The sequence below is a fragment of the Labrys sp. F242 genome (assembly GCF_057813875.1).
The window spans coordinates 425,496-444,297 of sequence record NZ_JBVASG010000001.1 but is presented as its reverse complement, the minus strand read 5'-3'; the positions used below and the strand labels follow the sequence as shown (position 1 = coordinate 444,297).

15 protein-coding genes are annotated in these 18,802 nt (G+C 65.3%); 11 read left to right on the top strand and 4 right to left on the bottom strand.

Annotated features, from left to right (window positions below):
- The first annotated feature begins 388 nt into the window (after positions 1-388).
- From ACZYTC_RS02110 to ACZYTC_RS02075, 8 genes are all read left to right on the top strand, one after another.
- Positions 389-1,123, top strand: a complete 735-nt coding sequence (locus ACZYTC_RS02110) for a DUF969 domain-containing protein (RefSeq protein ID WP_441770371.1) — start codon at positions 389-391, stop codon at positions 1,121-1,123.
- Position 1,124: 1 nt separating this feature from the next.
- A complete protein-coding gene (locus tag ACZYTC_RS02105) occupies positions 1,125-2,078 on the top strand; it encodes a DUF979 domain-containing protein (RefSeq protein WP_441770370.1) in 954 nt (317 codons plus the stop codon).
- Between the two features lie 23 nt (positions 2,079-2,101).
- Positions 2,102-2,785, top strand: a complete 684-nt coding sequence (gene pcp, locus ACZYTC_RS02100) for a pyroglutamyl-peptidase I (protein WP_454815377.1) — start codon at positions 2,102-2,104, stop codon at positions 2,783-2,785.
- A 45-nt stretch (positions 2,786-2,830) separates the two neighbouring features.
- Positions 2,831-3,607 carry a LamB/YcsF family protein gene (locus tag ACZYTC_RS02095; protein ID WP_441770369.1) on the top strand — a complete coding sequence of 259 codons (777 nt, stop codon included), beginning with the start codon at positions 2,831-2,833 and terminating at the stop codon, positions 3,605-3,607.
- Positions 3,607-5,295 (top strand): 5-oxoprolinase subunit B/C family protein, encoded by a 1,689-nt coding sequence (locus ACZYTC_RS02090; RefSeq protein WP_441770368.1) that lies wholly within the window; start codon positions 3,607-3,609, stop codon positions 5,293-5,295. Before ACZYTC_RS02095 ends, ACZYTC_RS02090 begins: the two co-directional genes overlap by 1 nt.
- A 49-nt stretch (positions 5,296-5,344) precedes the next feature.
- Positions 5,345-7,069, top strand: coding sequence for an acetyl/propionyl/methylcrotonyl-CoA carboxylase subunit alpha (locus ACZYTC_RS02085; RefSeq protein ID WP_441770528.1), 1,725 nt, complete (start codon positions 5,345-5,347; stop codon positions 7,067-7,069).
- Positions 7,070-7,284: 215 nt separating this feature from the next.
- Positions 7,285-7,956: a spermidine synthase family protein gene (locus ACZYTC_RS02080; protein ID WP_441770367.1), complete on the top strand. Its 672-nt coding sequence runs from the start codon at positions 7,285-7,287 to the stop codon at positions 7,954-7,956.
- 216 nt (positions 7,957-8,172) lie between these two features.
- Positions 8,173-9,078 carry a S1C family serine protease gene (locus tag ACZYTC_RS02075; RefSeq protein WP_441770366.1) on the top strand — a complete coding sequence of 302 codons (906 nt, stop codon included), beginning with the start codon at positions 8,173-8,175 and terminating at the stop codon, positions 9,076-9,078.
- A gap of 140 nt (positions 9,079-9,218) precedes the next feature.
- On the opposite strand, the gene yghU is transcribed toward ACZYTC_RS02075, so the two are convergent.
- Positions 9,219-10,079 (bottom strand): glutathione-dependent disulfide-bond oxidoreductase, encoded by an 861-nt coding sequence (yghU, locus tag ACZYTC_RS02070; RefSeq protein ID WP_488988797.1) that lies wholly within the window; start codon positions 10,077-10,079, stop codon positions 9,219-9,221.
- Between the two features lie 311 nt (positions 10,080-10,390).
- Here yghU and ileS point away from each other — a divergent pair, with 311 nt between their 5' ends.
- The 3 genes from ileS to ACZYTC_RS02055 all read left to right on the top strand — a co-directional run bounded on the left by ileS (position 10,391) and on the right by ACZYTC_RS02055 (position 14,735).
- Positions 10,391-13,480 (top strand): isoleucine--tRNA ligase, encoded by a 3,090-nt coding sequence (gene ileS / locus ACZYTC_RS02065; protein WP_488988796.1) that lies wholly within the window; start codon positions 10,391-10,393, stop codon positions 13,478-13,480.
- Positions 13,477-13,983: a signal peptidase II gene (gene lspA, locus ACZYTC_RS02060; protein ID WP_434957733.1), complete on the top strand. Its 507-nt coding sequence runs from the start codon at positions 13,477-13,479 to the stop codon at positions 13,981-13,983. Before ileS ends, lspA begins: the two co-directional genes overlap by 4 nt.
- Before the next feature lie 122 nt (positions 13,984-14,105).
- The gene (locus ACZYTC_RS02055; protein WP_488988795.1) at positions 14,106-14,735 is read left to right on the top strand and encodes a hypothetical protein; all 630 of its coding nucleotides are present in this window, start codon (positions 14,106-14,108) and stop codon (positions 14,733-14,735) included.
- Between the two features lie 91 nt (positions 14,736-14,826).
- Here ACZYTC_RS02055 and mutL read toward each other — a convergent pair whose 3' ends face one another.
- From mutL to ACZYTC_RS02040, 3 genes are all read right to left on the bottom strand, one after another.
- Positions 14,827-16,629, bottom strand: a complete 1,803-nt coding sequence (gene mutL, locus ACZYTC_RS02050) for a DNA mismatch repair endonuclease MutL (protein ID WP_488988794.1) — start codon at positions 16,627-16,629, stop codon at positions 14,827-14,829.
- Between the two features lie 283 nt (positions 16,630-16,912).
- Positions 16,913-17,338: a hypothetical protein gene (locus ACZYTC_RS02045; RefSeq protein WP_434957736.1), complete on the bottom strand. Its 426-nt coding sequence runs from the start codon at positions 17,336-17,338 to the stop codon at positions 16,913-16,915.
- A 217-nt stretch (positions 17,339-17,555) separates the two neighbouring features.
- The gene (locus ACZYTC_RS02040; RefSeq protein ID WP_434957737.1) at positions 17,556-18,797 is read right to left on the bottom strand and encodes a M16 family metallopeptidase; all 1,242 of its coding nucleotides are present in this window, start codon (positions 18,795-18,797) and stop codon (positions 17,556-17,558) included.
- Between the last annotated feature and the right edge of the window lie 5 nt (positions 18,798-18,802).

Here is an 18,802-nt window from a genome sequence, read left to right as displayed (position 1 = left end):
GACTGTCCATGACGCCGGGCTGGATTGTAGGGCAATCCTGGGGATTCACAACGAGGCAGCGCCAAGATCTCGACAGGGATGGACCGTGGAGCTCCCCTTTGAGCGGAAGATGCGCTGGCCGGCGAGCCACACAAGGCCATCCCTGCGCAGACTAAAGCCCACCTGCCACCGGCTGCGGATTGGGCAGACCTGCCGCCTGCCCTTTCGGCCCCGCTTTTTGATCGCTCGGGAGCATCGACATATTGTTGAACAATATTAGTGTTACGTTCAATCAAAATGCTTGATCAAGCCATCAATTTAGATGATATTGCCGACAGATCGGGAAATATCACCCTACAAGAACCGGTCGAAATTCCAGACCATCCAATGTCCCCGGGGAGCGAACACCGTGCCTAGTGACATCAGCCTATGGCCCCTCATCGGCGTGGCCATCATCGTCGTGGGCTTCGTCCTGCGCTTCAATCCCATGCTCGTCGTGATCGTTGCCGCCATCGGCACGGCTCTCGCGGCGAGCTTTCCGCCACTGCAGGTTCTCTCGGCCATCGGCACCGGCTTCCTGAAAACGCGCAATCTGGCGGTGATCCTGCTGCTCCCGCTCGCCGTAGTGGGCCTGCTTGAACGCCATGGCCTGCGCCAGCATGCACAGGCCTGGATCAGCAAGATCCGCTCGGCGACATCGGGCCGCCTCCTCATCGTCTATCTGGCCGCCCGGCAATTGACCGCTGCGGTGGGCTTGACCAGTCTTGGCGGCCATCCCCAGATGGTAAGGCCGCTGATCGCGCCCATGGCGGAGGGTGCGGCCGAGGTTCGGCATGGCTCGCTCACCGAGCGCGTGCGCCATAAGATCAGGGCCTTTGCGGCCGCTACCGACAATGTCGGCCTGTTCTTCGGCGAGGACATCTTCGTCGCCTTCGGCGCCATCGTGCTGATGACGACATTCCTAAGAGAGGCTGGCGTCGAGGTCGAGCCGCTCCATGTCGCCCTATGGGGCATTCCCACTGCTGCCACCGCCTTTGTCATTCATGCGTTCCGACTGTCTCGCCTCGATGCGGCTATCGCCCGCGAGCTGGCCGAAGCGCCGTCCGAAACCGGCCTGCGGCCTGAAACGCAGTCGGAGGGCTGACATGATCCTCTCGCTTTCCCACCTGTTCTATCTCGTCGGGGCAATCCTGGCCGTCACAGCCGCCATGACCCTGGCCGACCGCAACCATCCCAAACGCTTCAGCAGTGCCCTGTTCTGGGGTCTCTATGCGTTGGCCTTTCTGGTCGGAGATTTCCTGCCGCCGGCCGTGGTCGGCGTGGGTGTTGCCGCCCTGGCGCTGATCGCGGGGCTCGGCGGAGTCGGCGCCGGCCACCACAGCATTCCTAGCGTCGCCGAAGCGGTGGCCAGTGCAAAGCGGCTCGGCAACAAGCTGTTCGTGCCGGCGCTCGCCATTCCGCTGCTGACCGTGGCGATCACGCTTTCGGGCCATTACGTCACCATCGGCGGCACGCCGCTGTTCGATCCCAAGAATACCACCCTGCTCGCCCTCGGCCTCGCCTGCATCGTCGCGCTGGGGCTCGCCTGCTGGCTGACGCGCGAAACGCCGGCACAGGGCCTGCGCGAATCCCGCCGTCTCACCGATGCGCTCGGCTGGGCCCTGGTCCTGCCCCAGATGCTGGGCATGCTTGGCCTGGTCTTCTCCGATGCCGGCGTCGGCAAGGCGGTCGCCCATCTCACCACCAGCTATGTCAACATGGACCTGCGCCTGGTGGCAGTCGCCCTCTATGTCGTCGGCATGGCATTGTTTACCGTGATCATGGGCAATGGCTTCGCCGCCTTCCCGGTGATGACGGGCGGGGTCGCCGTGCCGGTCCTGATCGGTGTCTATCACGGCAATCCGGCGGTCATCGCCGCCATCGGCATGCTGTCGGGCTATTGCGGTACGCTGATGACCCCCATGGCCGCCAATTTCAACATCGTGCCGGCCGCGCTCCTGGAAATCGACAAGAACGCGGTCATCCGTGCGCAAATTCCGACGGCGCTAGCCCTGCTCGCCGCCAATATCGTACTGCTCTATGTCCTGATGCCCCTGTAGGACACTATTCGCGGAAAGCCGTCATGAGTCCCAAAAAGCCGCCAGACAAGACGCCGCCAAACGTGTTGATCACCGGCTTCGAGGCGTTTGAAGACGATGAGACCAACGCCTCCTGGGAGATTGCCCGGGCGTTGGACGGCTGGATCTGCGAGGGAGCTCGCGTCCGCGCCGTGCAATTGCCCTGCGTGTTCGGGGCAGCCATCGAGCGACTGGACGAGGCTCTGAGGCAATGGCAGCCCCGTCTCGTCGTCAGCCTCGGGCAGGCGAGCGGGCGCCCCGAGATCACGCCCGAGCGCGTGGCTGTTAATCTCGACGATGCGCGCATTCCCGACAATGAAGGCCGCCAGCCGATCGATATCCCGGTGATATCAGGTGCGCCGGCCGCCTATTTTTCTTCCCTGCCGGTCAAGGCAATCGTGCGGGACCTCCGGGCGGCGGGGCTGCCGGCCTCGCTGTCCAACTCCGCCGGCACCTTCGTGTGCAACCACATCTTCTACGCCCTGATGCATCGGCTGGCGACACAACGCCCACTCGCCAAGACGCGAGGCGGGTTCGTGCACGTGCCCTGTCTGCCCGAGCATGCCGCACGCCGGCCTGGACTGCCGAGCTTGGCGCTGGGGACGCAGGTCGAGGCTATCAGACATCTCACGCACACCGCCCTCACCGTCCAAGAGGACGTGCGAGAGAGTGGCGGACAAATCCATTGAGCCGCCAGGCATCTGAGCAGCAAAAATTATCGGGAGCTTCGTGCCATGAACATCGATCTCAACAGCGATCTCGGCGAAAGCTTCGGCGCCTGGCGCATGGGTGATGACGAGGCGGTGCTCGGCATCGTCTCCAGCGCCAATGTGGCCTGCGGCTTTCATGCCGGCGATCCCACCGGCATCCTCGCCACGCTGCGGGCCGCCAAGGCCAAGGGCGTGACGGTCGGGGCGCACATCGCCTATCCCGATCTCGGCGGCTTCGGGCGGCGCAACATGGATGTCGCCAGCGAGGACCTGATCGCCGACGCCATCTACCAGATCGGCGCGCTCAAGGGCCTGGCCACCGCTGCCGGCACCACCGTGCGCTACGTCAAGCCACATGGCGCCCTCTACAACACCATCGCCAAGGACCGGCGGCAGGCCGAGGCCATCATCGAGGCGATCCGGCAGATCGATCCCGAGCTCACGCTGGTGGCCCTGGCCGGATCTCCCCTCATCGGCTGGGCTCGCGCCGCCGGCCTCACCGTGGTCGCCGAGGCCTTCGCAGACAGGGGCTATATGCCCGATGGCTCGCTGGTGTCGCGCCGCGAGCCCGGCGCGGTGCTGCACGACCCGCAGGAGGTGGCGGCGCGCATGCTCCACCTGGTGACGGAAGGCACGGTTCCCGCGATCGACGGCAGCGCGGTCCGCATCGAGGCGGATTCGATCTGCGTCCATGGCGACAGCCCCGGCGCCGTCGCCATGGCACGCGAAATCCGCGCCTTGCTGGAGCGATCGGGCGTAGCCATTCGCTCCTTCATGGCCTCGACGGGCGGAGAGCGTTGATGCGCTTCCTGCCGGTCAATCTCGATGCCCTCATGGTTGAGCTCCCAGACCTGCCGCAGACATTGGCTTTGCAGGCCTCCCTGGGCGCCGAGCCCATCGCCGGCATCGAGGATATCGTGCCCGCGGCCCGGACCCTGCTGGTGCGCTACCGTCCAGCGGCGATCACGCAACGGGACCTGATCACCGCCATCGGCCAGCGACGCCTCGATGCCGATGTCGAACAAAGCGGTACTCTGATCGAGATCCCGGTCCGCTACGATGGGGAGGATCTCGCCGAAGTCGCCGATTTCCTCAAAATTCCGGTCGAGGAGGTGATCCGGCGCCATACCGGCAGCGAATACGCAGTGGCCTTCACCGGCTTCGCACCGGGTTTTGCCTATCTCAGCGGCGGCCATCCGAGCTTCGATCTGCCCCGGCGTGCCACGCCGCGCCCGCGCTTGGCCGCAGGCTCCGTGGGCCTGGCCGGTCGCTTCAGCGCCGTCTATCCGCAGGCGAGCCCCGGCGGCTGGCAGATCATCGGCGTGACGGACCTGCCGATGTGGGACCTTGCACGCGAGCGCCCCGCTCTGCTGCAGCCCGGCGATCGTGTGCGCTTCGTCGAGGTTGGCGAAGGTAAGAGCCCCCACCCCCTCTCACCATCGGGGAGAGGGGAGATGGCGAGACCTGCACCCCTCTCCCCGGTGGGGAGAGGGGCCGGGGGTGAGGGAAACGACCCCACCTCCCCCCTCTTCGAGGTCATCAAGCCAAGCCCCCAGATGCTGTTCCAGGATCTGGGTCGCCCCGGCCAGGCGCGGCAGGGTGTCAGCGTTTCCGGCGCCATGGACCGCGCCGCCCTGCGCAGTGCCAACCGGCTGGTCGGCAACCCCGGCCCAATGCCAGGCCTCGAGATTGCCTATGGCGGCTGCGAACTTCTCTGCCTCGGCGAAACGGTGGTCGCCGTCACCGGTGCCGACGGGCCGCTCACTTTGACCACCGCCGAAGGCTCCCGCCACCCCGTGCCGCGTCACGCCGCCATCGCGCTTGCCACCGGCGACAGACTGCATTTCGGGGAGCCGCAGGCCGGCATGCGCTTTTACCTCGCCGTGCGCGGCGGTTTCGCCATTGCCCCGGTACTGGGCAGCGCCGCCACCGACACGCTCGCCCAGATCGGGCCGCCGGCCGTCGTGGTCGGCGATCGCCTATCCGGACTCACGCCGCCGCCCGGCGCCGTGACGGCGTTGCCGGATGTGCCACCCGTGCTGCCTAGGCTCGGCGAACCCGTCATTCTCGACGTCGTCATGGGGCCGCGCAGCGACTGGCTCTCCGAGGCAGCGCTCGAGGATTTTGCGAACCAGTCCTGGTCGGTGACGCCCCAGTCCAATCGCATCGGCATCCGCCTCTACGGCGAGCGGGCGCTGAAGCGCGCGCCGGCAAGCGAGGGCAAGGAACTGCCGAGCGAGGGCACGATCCAGGGCTCGGTCCAGGTGCCGCCCTCAGGCCAGCCGGTGCTGTTCCTCGCCGATCATCCGCTGACCGGCGGCTATCCCGTCATCGCGGCGGTCGCCCCCTACCATCTCGACCGCGCCGGCCAGATTCCCATCGGAGGGCAGATCCGTTTCCGGCCGATCACCCAATTTGCCGAAACGTCTTGCGACCTGGCGGAATCGCCTGGAGTCGCAAAGGCGCGTCGAACCAAAAAACCAGAGTAAACAAGCCTTTCCGCTTTAACGCGCTTTGCTCAAGGGGACGATAATGCCCATCAAGAAGGTCCTGATCGCCAATCGAGGCGAGATCGCCGTGCGCGTGATACGGGCCTGCGCCGATTACGGCGTCGCCTCGGTCGCGGTCTATGCCGATGCCGACATCGACGCGCTGCACGCCCGCATGGCGGACGAGGCCTATGGCCTGGAAGGCGACAAGCCAGCCGAGACCTATCTCGACATCGACAAGCTCATCGCCATCGCCCGCCGCAGCGGCGCCGATGCCGTGCATCCAGGCTATGGCTTCCTCTCCGAGCGCGCCGGTTTTGCGCAGGCCGTCATCGATGCCGGCCTGACCTGGATCGGCCCGCCTCCATCGGCCATCGAGCAATTGGGCGACAAGGTACAGGCCCGCAAGCTCGCCATGGCGGTCGGAGCGCCCCTGGTCGCCGGCACCGCCGATCCCGTTGGTGGCCCCGACGAAGTTCTCGCCTTTGCCGAACAGCACGGCCTGCCGATCGCCATCAAGGCCGCCTTCGGTGGCGGCGGGCGCGGGCTGAAAGTCGCCTGGCGCATGGACGAGGTCGCCGAACTCTATGACTCGGCCGTACGCGAGGCCGTCACCGCCTTCGGCCGCGGCGAATGCTTCGTCGAGCAATATCTCGATCGCCCCCGCCATATCGAAGCTCAGGTGATCGCCGACAGCCATGGCAATGTCGTGGTGCTCGGCACGCGCGACTGCTCGCTGCAGCGCCGCAACCAGAAGCTGGTGGAAGAAGCCCCGGCGCCCTTCCTCAGCGACGAGCAGCGCGCCCGCATTCACCAGGCGGCGCGCGATATCTGCGCCAAGGCCGGCTATGTCAGCGCCGGCACGGTGGAATTCCTGCTGAGCGCCTCGGATGCGATCTCCTTCCTGGAGGTCAACACCCGTCTGCAGGTGGAGCATCCGGTAACGGAGGAGACGGCGGGCATCGATCTGGTGGTCGAGCAGTTGCGCGTCGCCGACGGTCATCCTCTCAGCATCAGCGAAACGCCGGCGCCACGAGGCCATGCCCTGGAGTTCCGCATCAATGCCGAGGATGTCGGACGCGGCTTCCTGCCGACGCCGGGCCTCATCACCGCCTTCGAGCCGCCCTCCGGCCCCGGCGTCCGCCTGGATACCGGCGTCACTACCGGCTCGACCATTCCCGGCAGCTTCGATTCCCTGATGGCCAAGCTCATCGTCACCGGCGCGACGCGGGGCGAGGCCATTGCGCGAGCCCGGCGCGCCCTCGCCGAGTTCCGCATCGAGGGGGTCGCCTCGGTCCTGCCCTTCCATCGCACGGTGATCGGCCATACCGACTTTACCGGTGAGCGGGATTTCAAGGTCCACACCCGCTGGATCGAGACCGACTTTGCCGCCACCCTTGCAGCCGCCACGCGGCCAGAACCGCTGCCGGCGGCGACATTGCTGCGCACCGCCGTGGAGATCGACGGCCGGCGCGTCACTCTGGGTCTGCCCCCCGCCTTGCTGGGCGGCCTCCAGGCCGTGCCATCAGCGGCGCCGGCAGCAGCCGCGCAAGCCGAAGTCTCGCCCGATGCTGTGGTCGCGCCGATGGCCGGCACACTGCGCTCCTGGCAAGTGGAAGACGGCGCCGAGGTCGCGGAGGGCGATGTCGTCGCCGTGATGGAGGCGATGAAGATGGAAATGCAGGTCAAGGCACACAGGACCGGAAAGCTGGCGCAGGAAGTCCAAGCTGGTGCCACCGTGACGGCCGGCATGGTGATGGCGCGCATTGGATAGGACAACGATCTATAGGAAAGGCACGGATAGCCTTCTCCCCCTTGCGGGACCGGGCACTTCCGATAGAAGTGCCATGGGTGGCCGAGCGTAGCGAGGTCAGATGAGCGGTCGCACCATTCTTTAAGTACTGTCGCGAAACCCCTCATCCGCCCCTTCGGAGCACCTTCTCCCACAAGGGGAGAAGGCTATCCGCGCCTGTCTGGAAAGAGCCTGCCGTGATTCCCTGGAAACACCTCGACACCGCGACGATCCCCAATGGCGGCGCAGAACTGCGCCTCAAGCAGCGCGGTAGTGAATTCTCGATCAGGCTCGGCAGCATCGAGCTGATGAACAGCCGGCTCAGCGGCTCGGAAGAGGCGCTGGCGACGATGACCGCCGAGCGCCTGGCGGCACGCAAGCATCCGCGCATCCTGATCGGCGGGCTCGGCATGGGCTTCACCCTGCGCGCCGCCCTGGCAAGCTTTCCCGAGGATGCCGAGATCGTGGTCGCCGAACTGGTGCCCTCCGTCGTCACCTGGGCCCGGGGGCCCATGGCCGAGATCTTCGCAGGCAGCCTCGATGATCGGCGCGTCAGCATCGAGCTCGGCGATGTCGACAGAATGATCCGCTCCGGGCGCCGTTTCGACGCGATCCTGCTCGACGTCGACAACGGTCCGGAAGGGCTGACCCATGCCGGCAATGATCGCCTCTACAGCCTGGAAGGCCTCGCGGCGGCACGGGGAGCACTGACCGCAGGCGGCCTGCTGGCCGTGTGGTCGCAAGGTTCTTCCTCGGCCTTTGCCCGGCGGCTGCATCAAGCGGGCTTTGCGGTGGACGAAGTTCGCGTGCGCGCCAACAAGGGGCGCAGCGGCGCCCGGCACGTGATCTGGTTCGCGAAACGGAGCTGAGTGCGGTCCGGCCGATACGGCGCGAAACTCGCCAGGAAGAAGCCTTCAAGCGACCAGATCGGCCAGCCGCGATCGGCCTCCCGTCATCATGGCGCTTCCCCTTATGCCCTTGCAGCACGACGCCAGGCTGCATACCTCTAGGAAATCTTCATTGCCCGGATTGCGGGTATTGCGCATGCTGCCTTGCTGCAGGCGCCCTTCACCAAGATGAAAGCGATGACACTTCGTTCGATCATGCGCTCGGTCGTGGCCGTGCGGGCCAGGATTCCACAGGACGCCTTCACCGCGGCTGCGCTCGGCACCGAGCGTGAAGGCAGTGGCGTGGTCATCCGCGACGACGGGCTGGTGCTCACCATCGGCTATCTCGTCACCGAAGCCGACGAGGTCTGGCTGACCACGCAGGAGGGGCGTGTGGTTCCCGCCCATGTCCTGGCCTATGACCAGACAACAGGCTTCGGCCTGTTGCAGGCGCTCGGCCAACTCGGCCTGCCGGCCCTGGGGCTTGGCAGTTCCGGCAAGACGGCGGTCGGCGAGGAAGCCGTTTTCGTCGACGGCACGGGGCGCCATGTCGAGGCCCGCATCGTGGCCAAGCAGGAATTTGCAGGCTATTGGGAATATCTGCTCGATGAGGCGATCTTCATCGCACCCGCCCATCCTGCCTGGGGCGGTGCGGCGCTGGTTGGCGAAGACGGCAGGCTGCTGGGCATAGGCTCCCTGCTCCTGCAGATGGAACGGGGCGGCGAGGATTTCGACATCAACATGGTCGTGCCCATCGACCTCCTGCCGCCCATTCTCGACGATCTCCTGACGCGTGGCCAGGTCGATAAGCCGCCGCGTCCCTGGCTCGGCGCCTTCTCGGCGGAAAGCAACGGCAAGGTCGTGGTCGCCAGCGTGGCCAAGGGCTCACCGGCTGCCAAGGCGGGACTGAAGGCCGGCGACGTCATCTCCGACATCCGCAACGAGGAGGTCCAGGGCCTTGCCGACTTCTATCGCAAGGTGTGGAGCGGCGGGCCCGCGGGCGTAGAAGTGCCGATGCGCGTGCTGCGCGGTGGCCGGGAGAGCTGGCTTCGCGTCAAATCGGCCGATCGCAACGCCTTCCTGCGCAAGCCGCCCTTGCAGTGACGGGCAGCGCTTCCTGGGATCGCAGGCATCTCTGCCTGCTCTTCCCATCCATCTGTCGCAGTACTTCAAGAGCAGGCAATCGTGACAATCTTCGATGAGGATTGTCACTGAGATGCCGACGATCCCGAGAGGGTCGCGCCTCAGCTCGCCTGCGTCTTCGTCTCGAAATCGCTGGCGTCGTGCCGCTCGCGCAACTGGCTCGCCGGCTCGCCCGAGGTGCGGTTGACCATTCGCCCGCGCTGCACGGCCGGACGCTGGAAGATCGCCTCGGCCCAGCGCTGCACGTTCTTGTAGTCCTCGACCTGCAGGAACTCGGCCGCGCCATACTGCCAGCCCCTGGCGAGGCCGCCATACCAGGGCCACACCGCCATGTCGGCGATGGTGTAGTCGCTGCCGGCCAGATATTCCACCTGCCCCAGACGGCGATCGAGCACATCGAGCTGGCGCTTGACCTCCATGGCGAAACGGTCGATGGCGTATTCGATCTTGGTCGGCGCATAGGCGTAGAAATGGCCAAAGCCGCCGCCGAGATAGGGCGCGCTGCCCATTTGCCAGAACAGCCACGACATGCACTCGGCGCGCGCAGCGGCATCCTTGGGCAGGAATTCCCCGAACTTCTCGGCGAGATAGAACAGGATCGAGCCGGATTCGAACACCCGGATCGGTTCGGCGCCGCTGCGATCGAGCAATGCCGGGATCTTGGAGTTCGGGTTGACGTTGACGAAGCCCGAGCCGAACTGGTCGCCCTTGCCGATCTCGATCAGCCAGGCATCATATTCGGCGCCCTTGTGGCCGCGAGCCAGCAATTCCTCCAGCAGAATGGTGACCTTGACGCCGTTCGGCGTGCCTAGCGAATAGAGCTGGAGGGGATGACGGCCGACCGGCAATTCCTTGTCATGGGTGGGGCCCGCAATCGGCCGGTTGATATTGGCGAACGCACCGCCATTCGCCTTGTTCCAGGTCCAGATCTTCGGGGGCGTGTAGTCGGACGAACCGGTCATTCTCGAACTCCAGGTCAGAGCATGTCAGTGAAAGGGCCAGCAAGCGCAAAGGCTGCCTTCATGGCAGATAGGGAGGGGCTGAAGCTCATGCTAGGGCAACGTAGGCGGCTCTGCCCCAGAAAATCCCGGCCTCTCCTTCCCTCGGCGCTTTATCCCGAGCGCAGAGCCTGCTATCACGCGCGCTATGAATTACGCGTTGCGCATAGCCCGAATTATCGTCCCGGCTTCCGCGTGCGGGCTCGGCTGAGCTCCGCGGAAGGTCCGGGTTTGCGCCGCTTTTCCTTTTCCTCCGTATCGACGGATCCCTGTTCATGACCGATGTTGCGTCCCCCTCCAGCGAGACCGCCGAAGCCTCGAAGGCGAGTCCTGAGGGTTTCGACTATTCCAAGACCCTGTTCCTGCCGCAGACGGCCTTCCCCATGCGCGGCGGCTTGCCGCAGAAGGAGCCTGAGATCCTGGCGCGCTGGCAGAGTCAGAATCTGCGCCAGCGCCTGCGCGAGGCTTCGGCCGGCCGGCCGAAATTCGTGCTGCATGACGGCCCGCCCTATGCCAATGGCAACATCCATATCGGTCACGCGCTCAACAAGATCCTGAAGGATTTGGTGGCGCGCTCCCAGCAGATGCTCGGCTTCGATTCCAACTATGTGCCGGGCTGGGACTGCCACGGCCTGCCGATCGAATGGAAGATCGAGGAGCAGTACCGCGCCAAGGGCAAGAACAAGGACGAGGTGCCACTGGTCGAGTTCCGCCGCGAATGCCGGGCCTTCGCCGAGCATTGGGTTGGCGTGCAGCGCGAGGAGTTCAAGCGCCTGGGCGTCGAGGGCGACTGGGCTCATCCCTATCTCACCATGGCCTTCTCAGCCGAGGCGCAGATCGCCCGCGAGATCATGAAATTCGCCATGAGCGACCAACTCTATCGTGGCTCCAAGCCGGTGATGTGGTCGGTGGTGGAGAAGACCTCGCTCGCCGAAGCCGAGATCGAGTATGAGGATCATACCTCCGACATGATCTGGGCGAAATTCCCGGTGCGCTCGGGGGCCACGCGCGACGAGGTGGCCAAGGCTGCCTTCGTGGCCTGGACCACCACGCCCTGGACCATTCCCGGCAACCGCGCCATCGCCTACTCGAGCCGCGTCGCCTATGGCCTCTACCGCGTCACTGCTGCACCCGAGAACAATTGGGCTAAGGCAGGCGACAGCTTCATCCTGGCCGACAAGCTCGCCGAAGAGGTGTTCAAGGCCGCCAAAGTGGAGGCCTATGAGCGCGTGGGCGGCGTCGAGGCCGGTGAACTCGCGAGCCTTACGGCCGCCCATCCGCTGGCGGGCTTCGACCACTTCTATGGCTTTGTCGTGCCCCTGCTCGAGGGCGAGCATGTCACCGACGAGGCGGGCACCGGCTTTGTGCACACCGCCCCCAGCCATGGCCGCGAGGACTTCGACGTCTGGACCGCGCATCAGCGGGAACTGAACGCCCGCGGCATCAGCACCTATATCCCCTATCCCGTGGATGGCGACAGCTTCTACACCGCTGATGCTCCGGGCTTTGCCGGCAAGCGCGTCATCACCGAGAAGGGCGACAAGGGTGATGCCAACGACGCGGTGATCAAGGCGCTGGTGGCCGAAGGCAACCTCGTGGCCCGCGGCCGCATCAAACATCAGTACCCGCATTCCTGGCGCTCGAAGAAGCCGGTGATCTTCCGCAACACGCCGCAATGGTTCATCGCGATGGACAAGCCCATCGATGTCGTGCCGCCAGGCACGGTGCCGGCAGCGACGCCGGTCCGCATGGAAGGCGGCGCTCTGCGCAACGATATCGGGCCGACGCTCGGCGACGGCTCCTCGCTGCGCGAACTCGCGCTTAACGCCATCCGGCAGACGCAATGGGTGCCGGCCGCCGGCGAGAACCGCATCACCGGCATGATCGCCAACCGCCCGGACTGGGTGGTCTCGCGCCAGCGTGCCTGGGGCGTGCCGATCGCCGTGTTCATGCGCGACAAGCCGGGCGGCGCCGTCGAGATCCTCAAGGATGAGGCCGTCAACCAGGCCATCGCCGCGGCGTTCGAGGCCGAAGGCGCCGATGCCTGGTACCAGGAAGGCGCCGCCGAGCGCTTCCTCGGCGCGCGGGCCGGCGAAGGCTGGGTCAAGGTCGACGACATCCTCGACGTCTGGTTCGATTCAGGCTCCACCCACGCCTTCACGCTCGAGGATCCCAGGCACTTCCCAGGCCTTGCCGGCATCCAGCGCAAGATCGACGGTGGCGATGATACCGTGATGTATCTGGAAGGCTCCGACCAGCATCGCGGCTGGTTCCATTCCTCGCTCCTGGAAAGCTGCGGCACGCGCGGACGGGCGCCCTACGACATCGTCCTCACCCATGGTTTCACCATGGCGGAGGACGGCAAGAAGATGTCGAAGTCCCTGAAGAACGGCGTCGATCCCCAGGACGTGATCAAGCGCTCGGGCGCCGACATCCTGCGCCTGTGGGTGGCAACCTCCGACTATACGGACGACCAGCGCATCGGCCCCGAAATCCTCAAGACGGTGGAGGATACCTATCGCAAGTTGCGCAACACCATGCGCTGGATGCTGGGTACGCTCGCCCATTTCGAGGCCGGTGACACCGTTGCCGCCGCCGAGATGCCGGAACTCGAGCGGCTGATGCTGCACCGGCTGGCCGAACTCGATCGCGAAGTGCGCACCGCCTATGAAAGCTATGACTACAAGCGCGTGGTCGCACTGCTCGCGACCTTCATGACGGCGGACCTGTCGGCCTTTTACTTCGACGTGCGCAAGGACGCGCTCTATTGCGATCCGAAATCGTCCCTGCGCCGTCGGGCGGCGCTGAGTGTGGTCGACAAGCTCTTCACCTGCCTGGCCACGTGGCTGGCGCCGGTGCTGTGCTTCACCATGGAAGAATCCTGGACCTCGCGCTTCGGTGAACAAGCTTCCGTGCATTTGCAGCCCTTCGCGGCGGCCGATCCGGCCTGGATCGATCCGGCACTCGCCGAAAAGTGGGACCTGGTGCGCGAGGCACGCCGCGTGGTCACCGGCGCTTTGGAGCATGAACGCGCCGCCAAGCGCATCGGCTCCTCGCTGGAAGCCGCGCCAACAGTCCATGTCGCCGACGAGGCGACGCTGGCGGTGCTGCGCAGCGTCGATTTCGAGGATGTCTGCATCGTCTCAGGGTTGACGCTGGCGGCCGGCGAGGGTCCCGCCGAGGCCTATCGCCTCGACGGCGTCCCCGGTATCGCGGTGGTTCCCGGCCGGGCGGGTGGCGTCAAATGCGCGCGCTCCTGGCGCTATTTCGATCCCAGTACCGCTGATCCCGCCTTCCCCAACATCACGCCGCGCGATGCGGCGGCGATGCGTGAATGGCAGGCGGCGGCAGGGGCTCAGCAATGAAGTCCTGGTTTATCGGACGGCATTCATTCCTTGGCGTGGTGGCGGCAATTCTCGCCGTCGCCATCGACCAGGGCCAGAAATATTGGGCGCTCTATATCCACGACATCGCCAATTCAGGCCCGGTCGACTGGACTCCCAATCTGCAATTCGTGCTGGTGTGGAACCGCGGCGTTTCCTATGGCATGTTCCAGCAGGAAACCGAGTTCGGCCGCTGGGCGCTGATATCCTTCCGCATCGCCGCGGTGGTGCTGTTGCTGGCCTGGCTTGCCCGGATATCCACGAAAATCGGCGCGATCGCCATCGGCCTGATCATCGGCGGCGCACTCGGAAATGCCATAGACGGCGTGCTCTACGGCGCCGTCGCCGACTTCTTCCTGCTCCATGCCGGCGATTTTTCCTGGTATGTCTTCAACCTGGCCGATGTCGCCATCGTTGCGGGCGTGGCCCTGCTGTTGTATGACATGGTGGTGAACAAAGAGCCACAGACGCACGGGTCCTCCTGACTTTTCAGGTACTGGTTGCCCGAAAGTGTATCGGTTTCTTGGTTTTGACGCATTTTTCGGGCAGTAGAGCGAAGATCTCTCCCGGAATTTGCACCGAAATCTAGCAGTGATTGGGATATAGGATGCGGACAAAGATTTGGCTTGGCCTGGCTGCGGCGACGGCACTGGTTGCCCTGGCGCCGGCCGGCGCGGCGAATGCGCAGTCCCTTGGGCAGAACTTCTTCCAGAAGATGCTCGGCACCGGCGACGATGCCCCGGCTATCAACTATTCCGACCGTGCGCCGCTGGCAAAACCGGGCAAGCTCGACCTGCCGCCGCCTGGTACGGCCGCGACTTCCGACAATGATCCGAACTGGCCGGTGGACCCAGACTACAAGAAGCGCAAGGCCTCCGGCGTCATTCCGCGCGGCAAGGCCGAGCATGGCGATGGCCGTCTCTCCCCTGATGAGATGGCGGCTGGCCGCGTTCCGGGCGCCGGTCGGGTCGATGCGCCGGAGCCGTTCGACGCGGCCAAGGCCAGCTCCGTTCCGCTCAAGCCCAGCGAACTGCAAAAGCGCCTCAACCTGGGTGAGGACACCACACCGCTCGCCGCCGGCGTCGAGCCGCCGCGCCGCTCGCTGACCGAGCCGCCGGTGGGCTACCGCAAGCCGCTCGCCTCGGCGCCGCTGGCCGGCAATGAGCCCCTGCCCTCCGAAGGCAACAAGAGCGAGTCCTGGTACGACCGAGTGTTCAAGACCCAAAAGGTCAAGTAAGAAGCGCTCAAGCAAGCACAATGCCGATGGCCGGTCCAGCTCCATCTCTCGATGGCGCTGGACCGGCCTTTTCTTTTATATACCGCCGAGCTTATCGCCGCCCGAACAGGGCCTCGATGTCGCTGAGCTTCAGCGTCACATAGGTCGGCCGGCCGTGATTGCACTGGCCGGAATTGGGCGTGATCTCCATCTCGCGGAGCAGCGCATCCATCTCGGCTGGCAACAGGCGTCGCCCGGCCCGCACGGAACCGTGACAGGCCATGGTGGCGGCGACATGGTCCAGGCGCCGTTCCAGCACGATCTCCGACCCCCATTCGGCAAAGCCGTCGGCGAGGTCGCGGATGAGCGCAGCCGGATCGGTCGTGCCCAGTGCGGCCGGCGTAGCCCGGACTAGCAGGGCACCCGGCCCGAACGGTTCCACCACCAGGCCGAGGGCCGCCAGATCCTCACCCGCTGCCGTCAGGCGCTCGACATCGGCGGGATCGAGATCCACGACTTCCGGGATCAGCAGCAATTGCGACTTGGCGCCGGCAGCCGCGCGCTCCCGCTTCAAGCGCTCATAGACGAGGCGCTCATGGGCGGCATGCTGGTCGACGATGACGACGCCCTCCCGGGTCTGCGCCACGATATAGGTCTCATGCAGCTGGGCGCGCGCCGCGCCAAGCGGCCGGTCGAGGCTGTCGGGCGCGGGAGATACCACCGTGGCCCGCGCATCGGCGGAAGGCAGCACCAGCGTGTCGAATCCGGCCTGGGCCGGCGCGGCAAAGCCGCTTCCACCGCCGCCCGTGCCGATCCCCCCCGGGCGAGGCGCTGCGGGCGAAGCCCGCCAGTCCCAGTCGAGATCGGCGGGGCGCTCGAGACTGCGCGCAAGCAGGCCGAGGGCGACATCGGCATTGCCGCTCGAGCTGCGGCCGGACTCGCGTTCCAGCGCAGAGCGGATGGCCGAGACGATCAGGCCGCGCACCAGGCCGCCGTCCCGGAAGCGGACCTCGGCCTTGGCCGGATGGACATTCACGTCGACATTCTGCGGGGCAATGTCGAGGAAGAGGGCCAGAACCGGAAAACGGTCCTTGGGGAGATGATCGGCATAGGCGCCGCGTACGGCGCCCAGCAGCAGCTTGTCGCGCACCGGCCGCCCGTTGACGAATAGATATTGATGCTGCCCCGTACCCCGATTGAAAGTCGGCAAGCCGATATGGCCATGCAAGCGGGTATCGCCGCGCGTCACGTCGATGGCGATCGCATTGTCGATGAAATCGGCCCCCAGCAAGGTACCCAGGCGCGTCTCCTCGTCACCACCAGGCCAGGTTGAGGGCGAATGGTCTTCGCCCGCGAGGGTAAAGGCAATGGCGGGATTGGCCATGGCGAGGCGCTTGACGATATCGCCGATCGCCGCCGCCTCGGTACGCTGGGTCTTGAGGAATTTCAGACGGGCTGGCGTGGCATAGAAGAGATCGCGCACCTCGATGCGAGTGCCCTCCCCGATGGCGGCCGGGCGGATCGCCTGGTGCTCGCCCGCCTCGATGGCGATCATCGCCCCCGTCGCGGCGCCACGCTCGCGTGTGGTGATGCTGAGGCGCGACACCGAGGCGATGGACGGTAAGGCTTCGCCGCGAAAGCCCAGCGTGTTGATAGCGAGCAAATCTTCCGTCGGCAGTTTGGAGGTGGCATGCCGCTGCACGGCCAAGGCCAGATCCTCGGACGACATGCCCGAACCATCATCGACGATGCGGATCAGGCGCTGCCCGCCTCCCTCGGTGACGACCTCGATCCGACTGGCACCGGCATCGATGGCGTTCTCCACCAATTCCTTCACGGCGCTTGCCGGCCGCTCCACCACTTCGCCGGCAGCGATGCGGTCGATCAGGATCTGAGGAAGAGCGCGGATGGCCATGGGGCGAATCGTCCATCGGCGGCTGATTTTCACCAGTGAGAAATCAGGCGCGAAATCAAAGACTTGATACATTCTATCCCCCACCTGGGGAACGAATGCATCACGTGCTTGAGACAATACACCATGGGACCGGCCATCGGAACGGCCGGCAGACGCGCCTCAGACTCCAAGGCGTTTTGCGATGAGACGGACTCGCTTCACCGAGACGTTCCAGCCAATCCGTAGGATTGGCTGGAAACGAGGAGCTAAAGCATACAGGCGTTCAGTCATGAACGTGCTTTGCTCATTGCACGTCGACATTGACGACGACGTCGAGCACCTTGCCGTCGGGAAAAGCCTTGCGATAGGCAAATTGATCGGGACCATGATAGCCGGGGGCAGAGCTGTAGAGTACTTGCCAGACCGGCACACGCTTCGAATTGCAGCCGGCACTGGAATTGCCGGCCTCATAGGGCGAAAAGTCGCGCGCCCGGCGGATGCTCGCCCGGCCATAGGCTGCCTGCTTGGTGACATGGGCCGCAACGCCGGGCACTTCCCTGCAGGCGGGGGTGATGTAGGAAAATTGATCGATCTTGCTGACGCGCCCGGACGACACGGCAACGGCAGCGCCGCTGACGTCGGAACCACGCGAAGTTCCAGAACCACTGGTCGCACAGCTTGCTGCCATCAGGCCAACAAGGACGACAGCCGAAACACTCCAAAGCGTCATGACATCCTCCCGCATCAGCGACCCCCGCCGCTTCTCGACGAGCGACAGGGTGATGCAGACAGCCCCTTCGTGCAATAGTCAGTGTGACGTAAGCAGAACGATTTAACCTTGCTCGGCGAGAAGAGAACGATCGGGACGGCTCGCTTTTCTCGCCATTTCTTGCGGATCACCGCTATTTTCTTGGCGCTGTTCCGTTGGCCTCGCCGAAAAGCTCGGCTTAGGACAATCCCTCCGGACGCCCGACGGCGACGACGAAGGGCTTGCCGCCCCCGAACATGCGTCGAGCCACGCGCTTGGTATCGTCCAGTGTCACCGCTTCGACCAAGCCGTTGCGGCGGTCGATGAAATCGATGCCGAGCTGCTCGATCTGGATCATGGTGAGCTGGTTGGCGATCTTGGTCGATGAATCGAAGCGCAGCGCATAAGAGCCGATGATGTATTTCTTGGCGCTTTCCAATTCGGCGGCGGCGGGCCCATTGCGGGCGAGTTCGGCCATCTCAGCCTCGATGATGGCGAGACTTTCGGCAGCCTTGTCATTGCGGGTGGCGACGCCACCACCGACGAAGGCAGCCCGGGCAAGTGCGCCGAGCTGGGTGGAGACCGAATAGGCCAGGCCCCTCTCCTCCCGCACTTTCTGGAACAGGCGCGAAGAGAAGCTGCCGCCACCGTAGATGTGATTGAGCAGGAAGGCGGCCATGAAGTCTGGATCGTCGCGCTTCACGCCGGGCGTAGCGAATTGCAGCACCGTCTGCGGCACGTCGAGGTCAATAATCTTGCGCACGCCCAAGCCGGCGAGTTCCGCTTCGGGCACCGGCTGCAGCAGGGCCGTGGTCGGTAGCGAGCCGAACACCGTGTCCAGCATTTCCTCGGCGTCATGGGCATCAATGGCGCCGACGATGGACACCGTCAGCCCATCCTTTGCCAGCAGGCGCCGATGCTGCGCCGCGATCTCGTCGCGGCTGACGGCGCCGACGCTCTCCAGGGTGCCGCGCGACGGGCGGCCATAGGGATGGTCGGGGAAAAGCCCTGCAAAAAAAGCCAGCGATGCCATGGCGTTGGGATCACCGGCCTCGCGGCGCAAGCTGGCAAGCAGGCTCTGGCGCACGCGCTCGACCGCGGCTTCCTCGAAGCGCGGTTCGCTGACGGCATAGTGCAGAAGATCGAAGGCGAAGGCCTTGCGGTCGGCCAGGGTGCGCAGCGAACCATTGATCTGGTCGCGCGCGGCATGGAACGACAACTCGACCGCATTCTCCTCCATCAGGCGCTGGAAGGCCTCGTCGTCATGGGGACCGGCGCCCTCGTCGAACAGCGCCGACATGATATGGGCCAGGCCTGGCCGGTCGGCCGGATCCTGTGCGGCTCCCCCCTTGAAGGCGAAGTCGATTGCGATGACGGGCACGGCATAGTCCTCGACCAGCCAAGCTTCAATGCCAAGGGGCGAGACGATCTTCTGGATCATGGAAA

Excerpts from the sequence above, each read along its gene's own strand:
- ACZYTC_RS02040 (WP_434957737.1), bottom strand. The coding sequence starts at position 18,797 with ATGATCCAGAAGATCGTCTCGCCCCTTGGCATTGAAGCTTGGCTGGTC.
- ACZYTC_RS02105 (WP_441770370.1), top strand. The coding sequence starts at position 1,125 with ATGATCCTCTCGCTTTCCCACCTGTTCTATCTCGTCGGGGCAATCCTG.
- lspA (WP_434957733.1), top strand. The coding sequence starts at position 13,477 with ATGAAGTCCTGGTTTATCGGACGGCATTCATTCCTTGGCGTGGTGGCG.
- ACZYTC_RS02090 (WP_441770368.1), top strand. The coding sequence starts at position 3,607 with ATGCGCTTCCTGCCGGTCAATCTCGATGCCCTCATGGTTGAGCTCCCA.
- ACZYTC_RS02075 (WP_441770366.1), top strand. The coding sequence starts at position 8,173 with ATGACACTTCGTTCGATCATGCGCTCGGTCGTGGCCGTGCGGGCCAGG.
- ACZYTC_RS02045 (WP_434957736.1), bottom strand. The coding sequence starts at position 17,338 with ATGACGCTTTGGAGTGTTTCGGCTGTCGTCCTTGTTGGCCTGATGGCA.
- pcp (WP_454815377.1), top strand. The coding sequence starts at position 2,102 with ATGAGTCCCAAAAAGCCGCCAGACAAGACGCCGCCAAACGTGTTGATC.
- ACZYTC_RS02055 (WP_488988795.1), top strand. The coding sequence starts at position 14,106 with ATGCGGACAAAGATTTGGCTTGGCCTGGCTGCGGCGACGGCACTGGTT.
- mutL (WP_488988794.1), bottom strand. The coding sequence starts at position 16,629 with ATGGCCATCCGCGCTCTTCCTCAGATCCTGATCGACCGCATCGCTGCC.
- yghU (WP_488988797.1), bottom strand. The coding sequence starts at position 10,079 with ATGACCGGTTCGTCCGACTACACGCCCCCGAAGATCTGGACCTGGAAC.
- ileS (WP_488988796.1), top strand. The coding sequence starts at position 10,391 with ATGACCGATGTTGCGTCCCCCTCCAGCGAGACCGCCGAAGCCTCGAAG.
- ACZYTC_RS02095 (WP_441770369.1), top strand. The coding sequence starts at position 2,831 with ATGAACATCGATCTCAACAGCGATCTCGGCGAAAGCTTCGGCGCCTGG.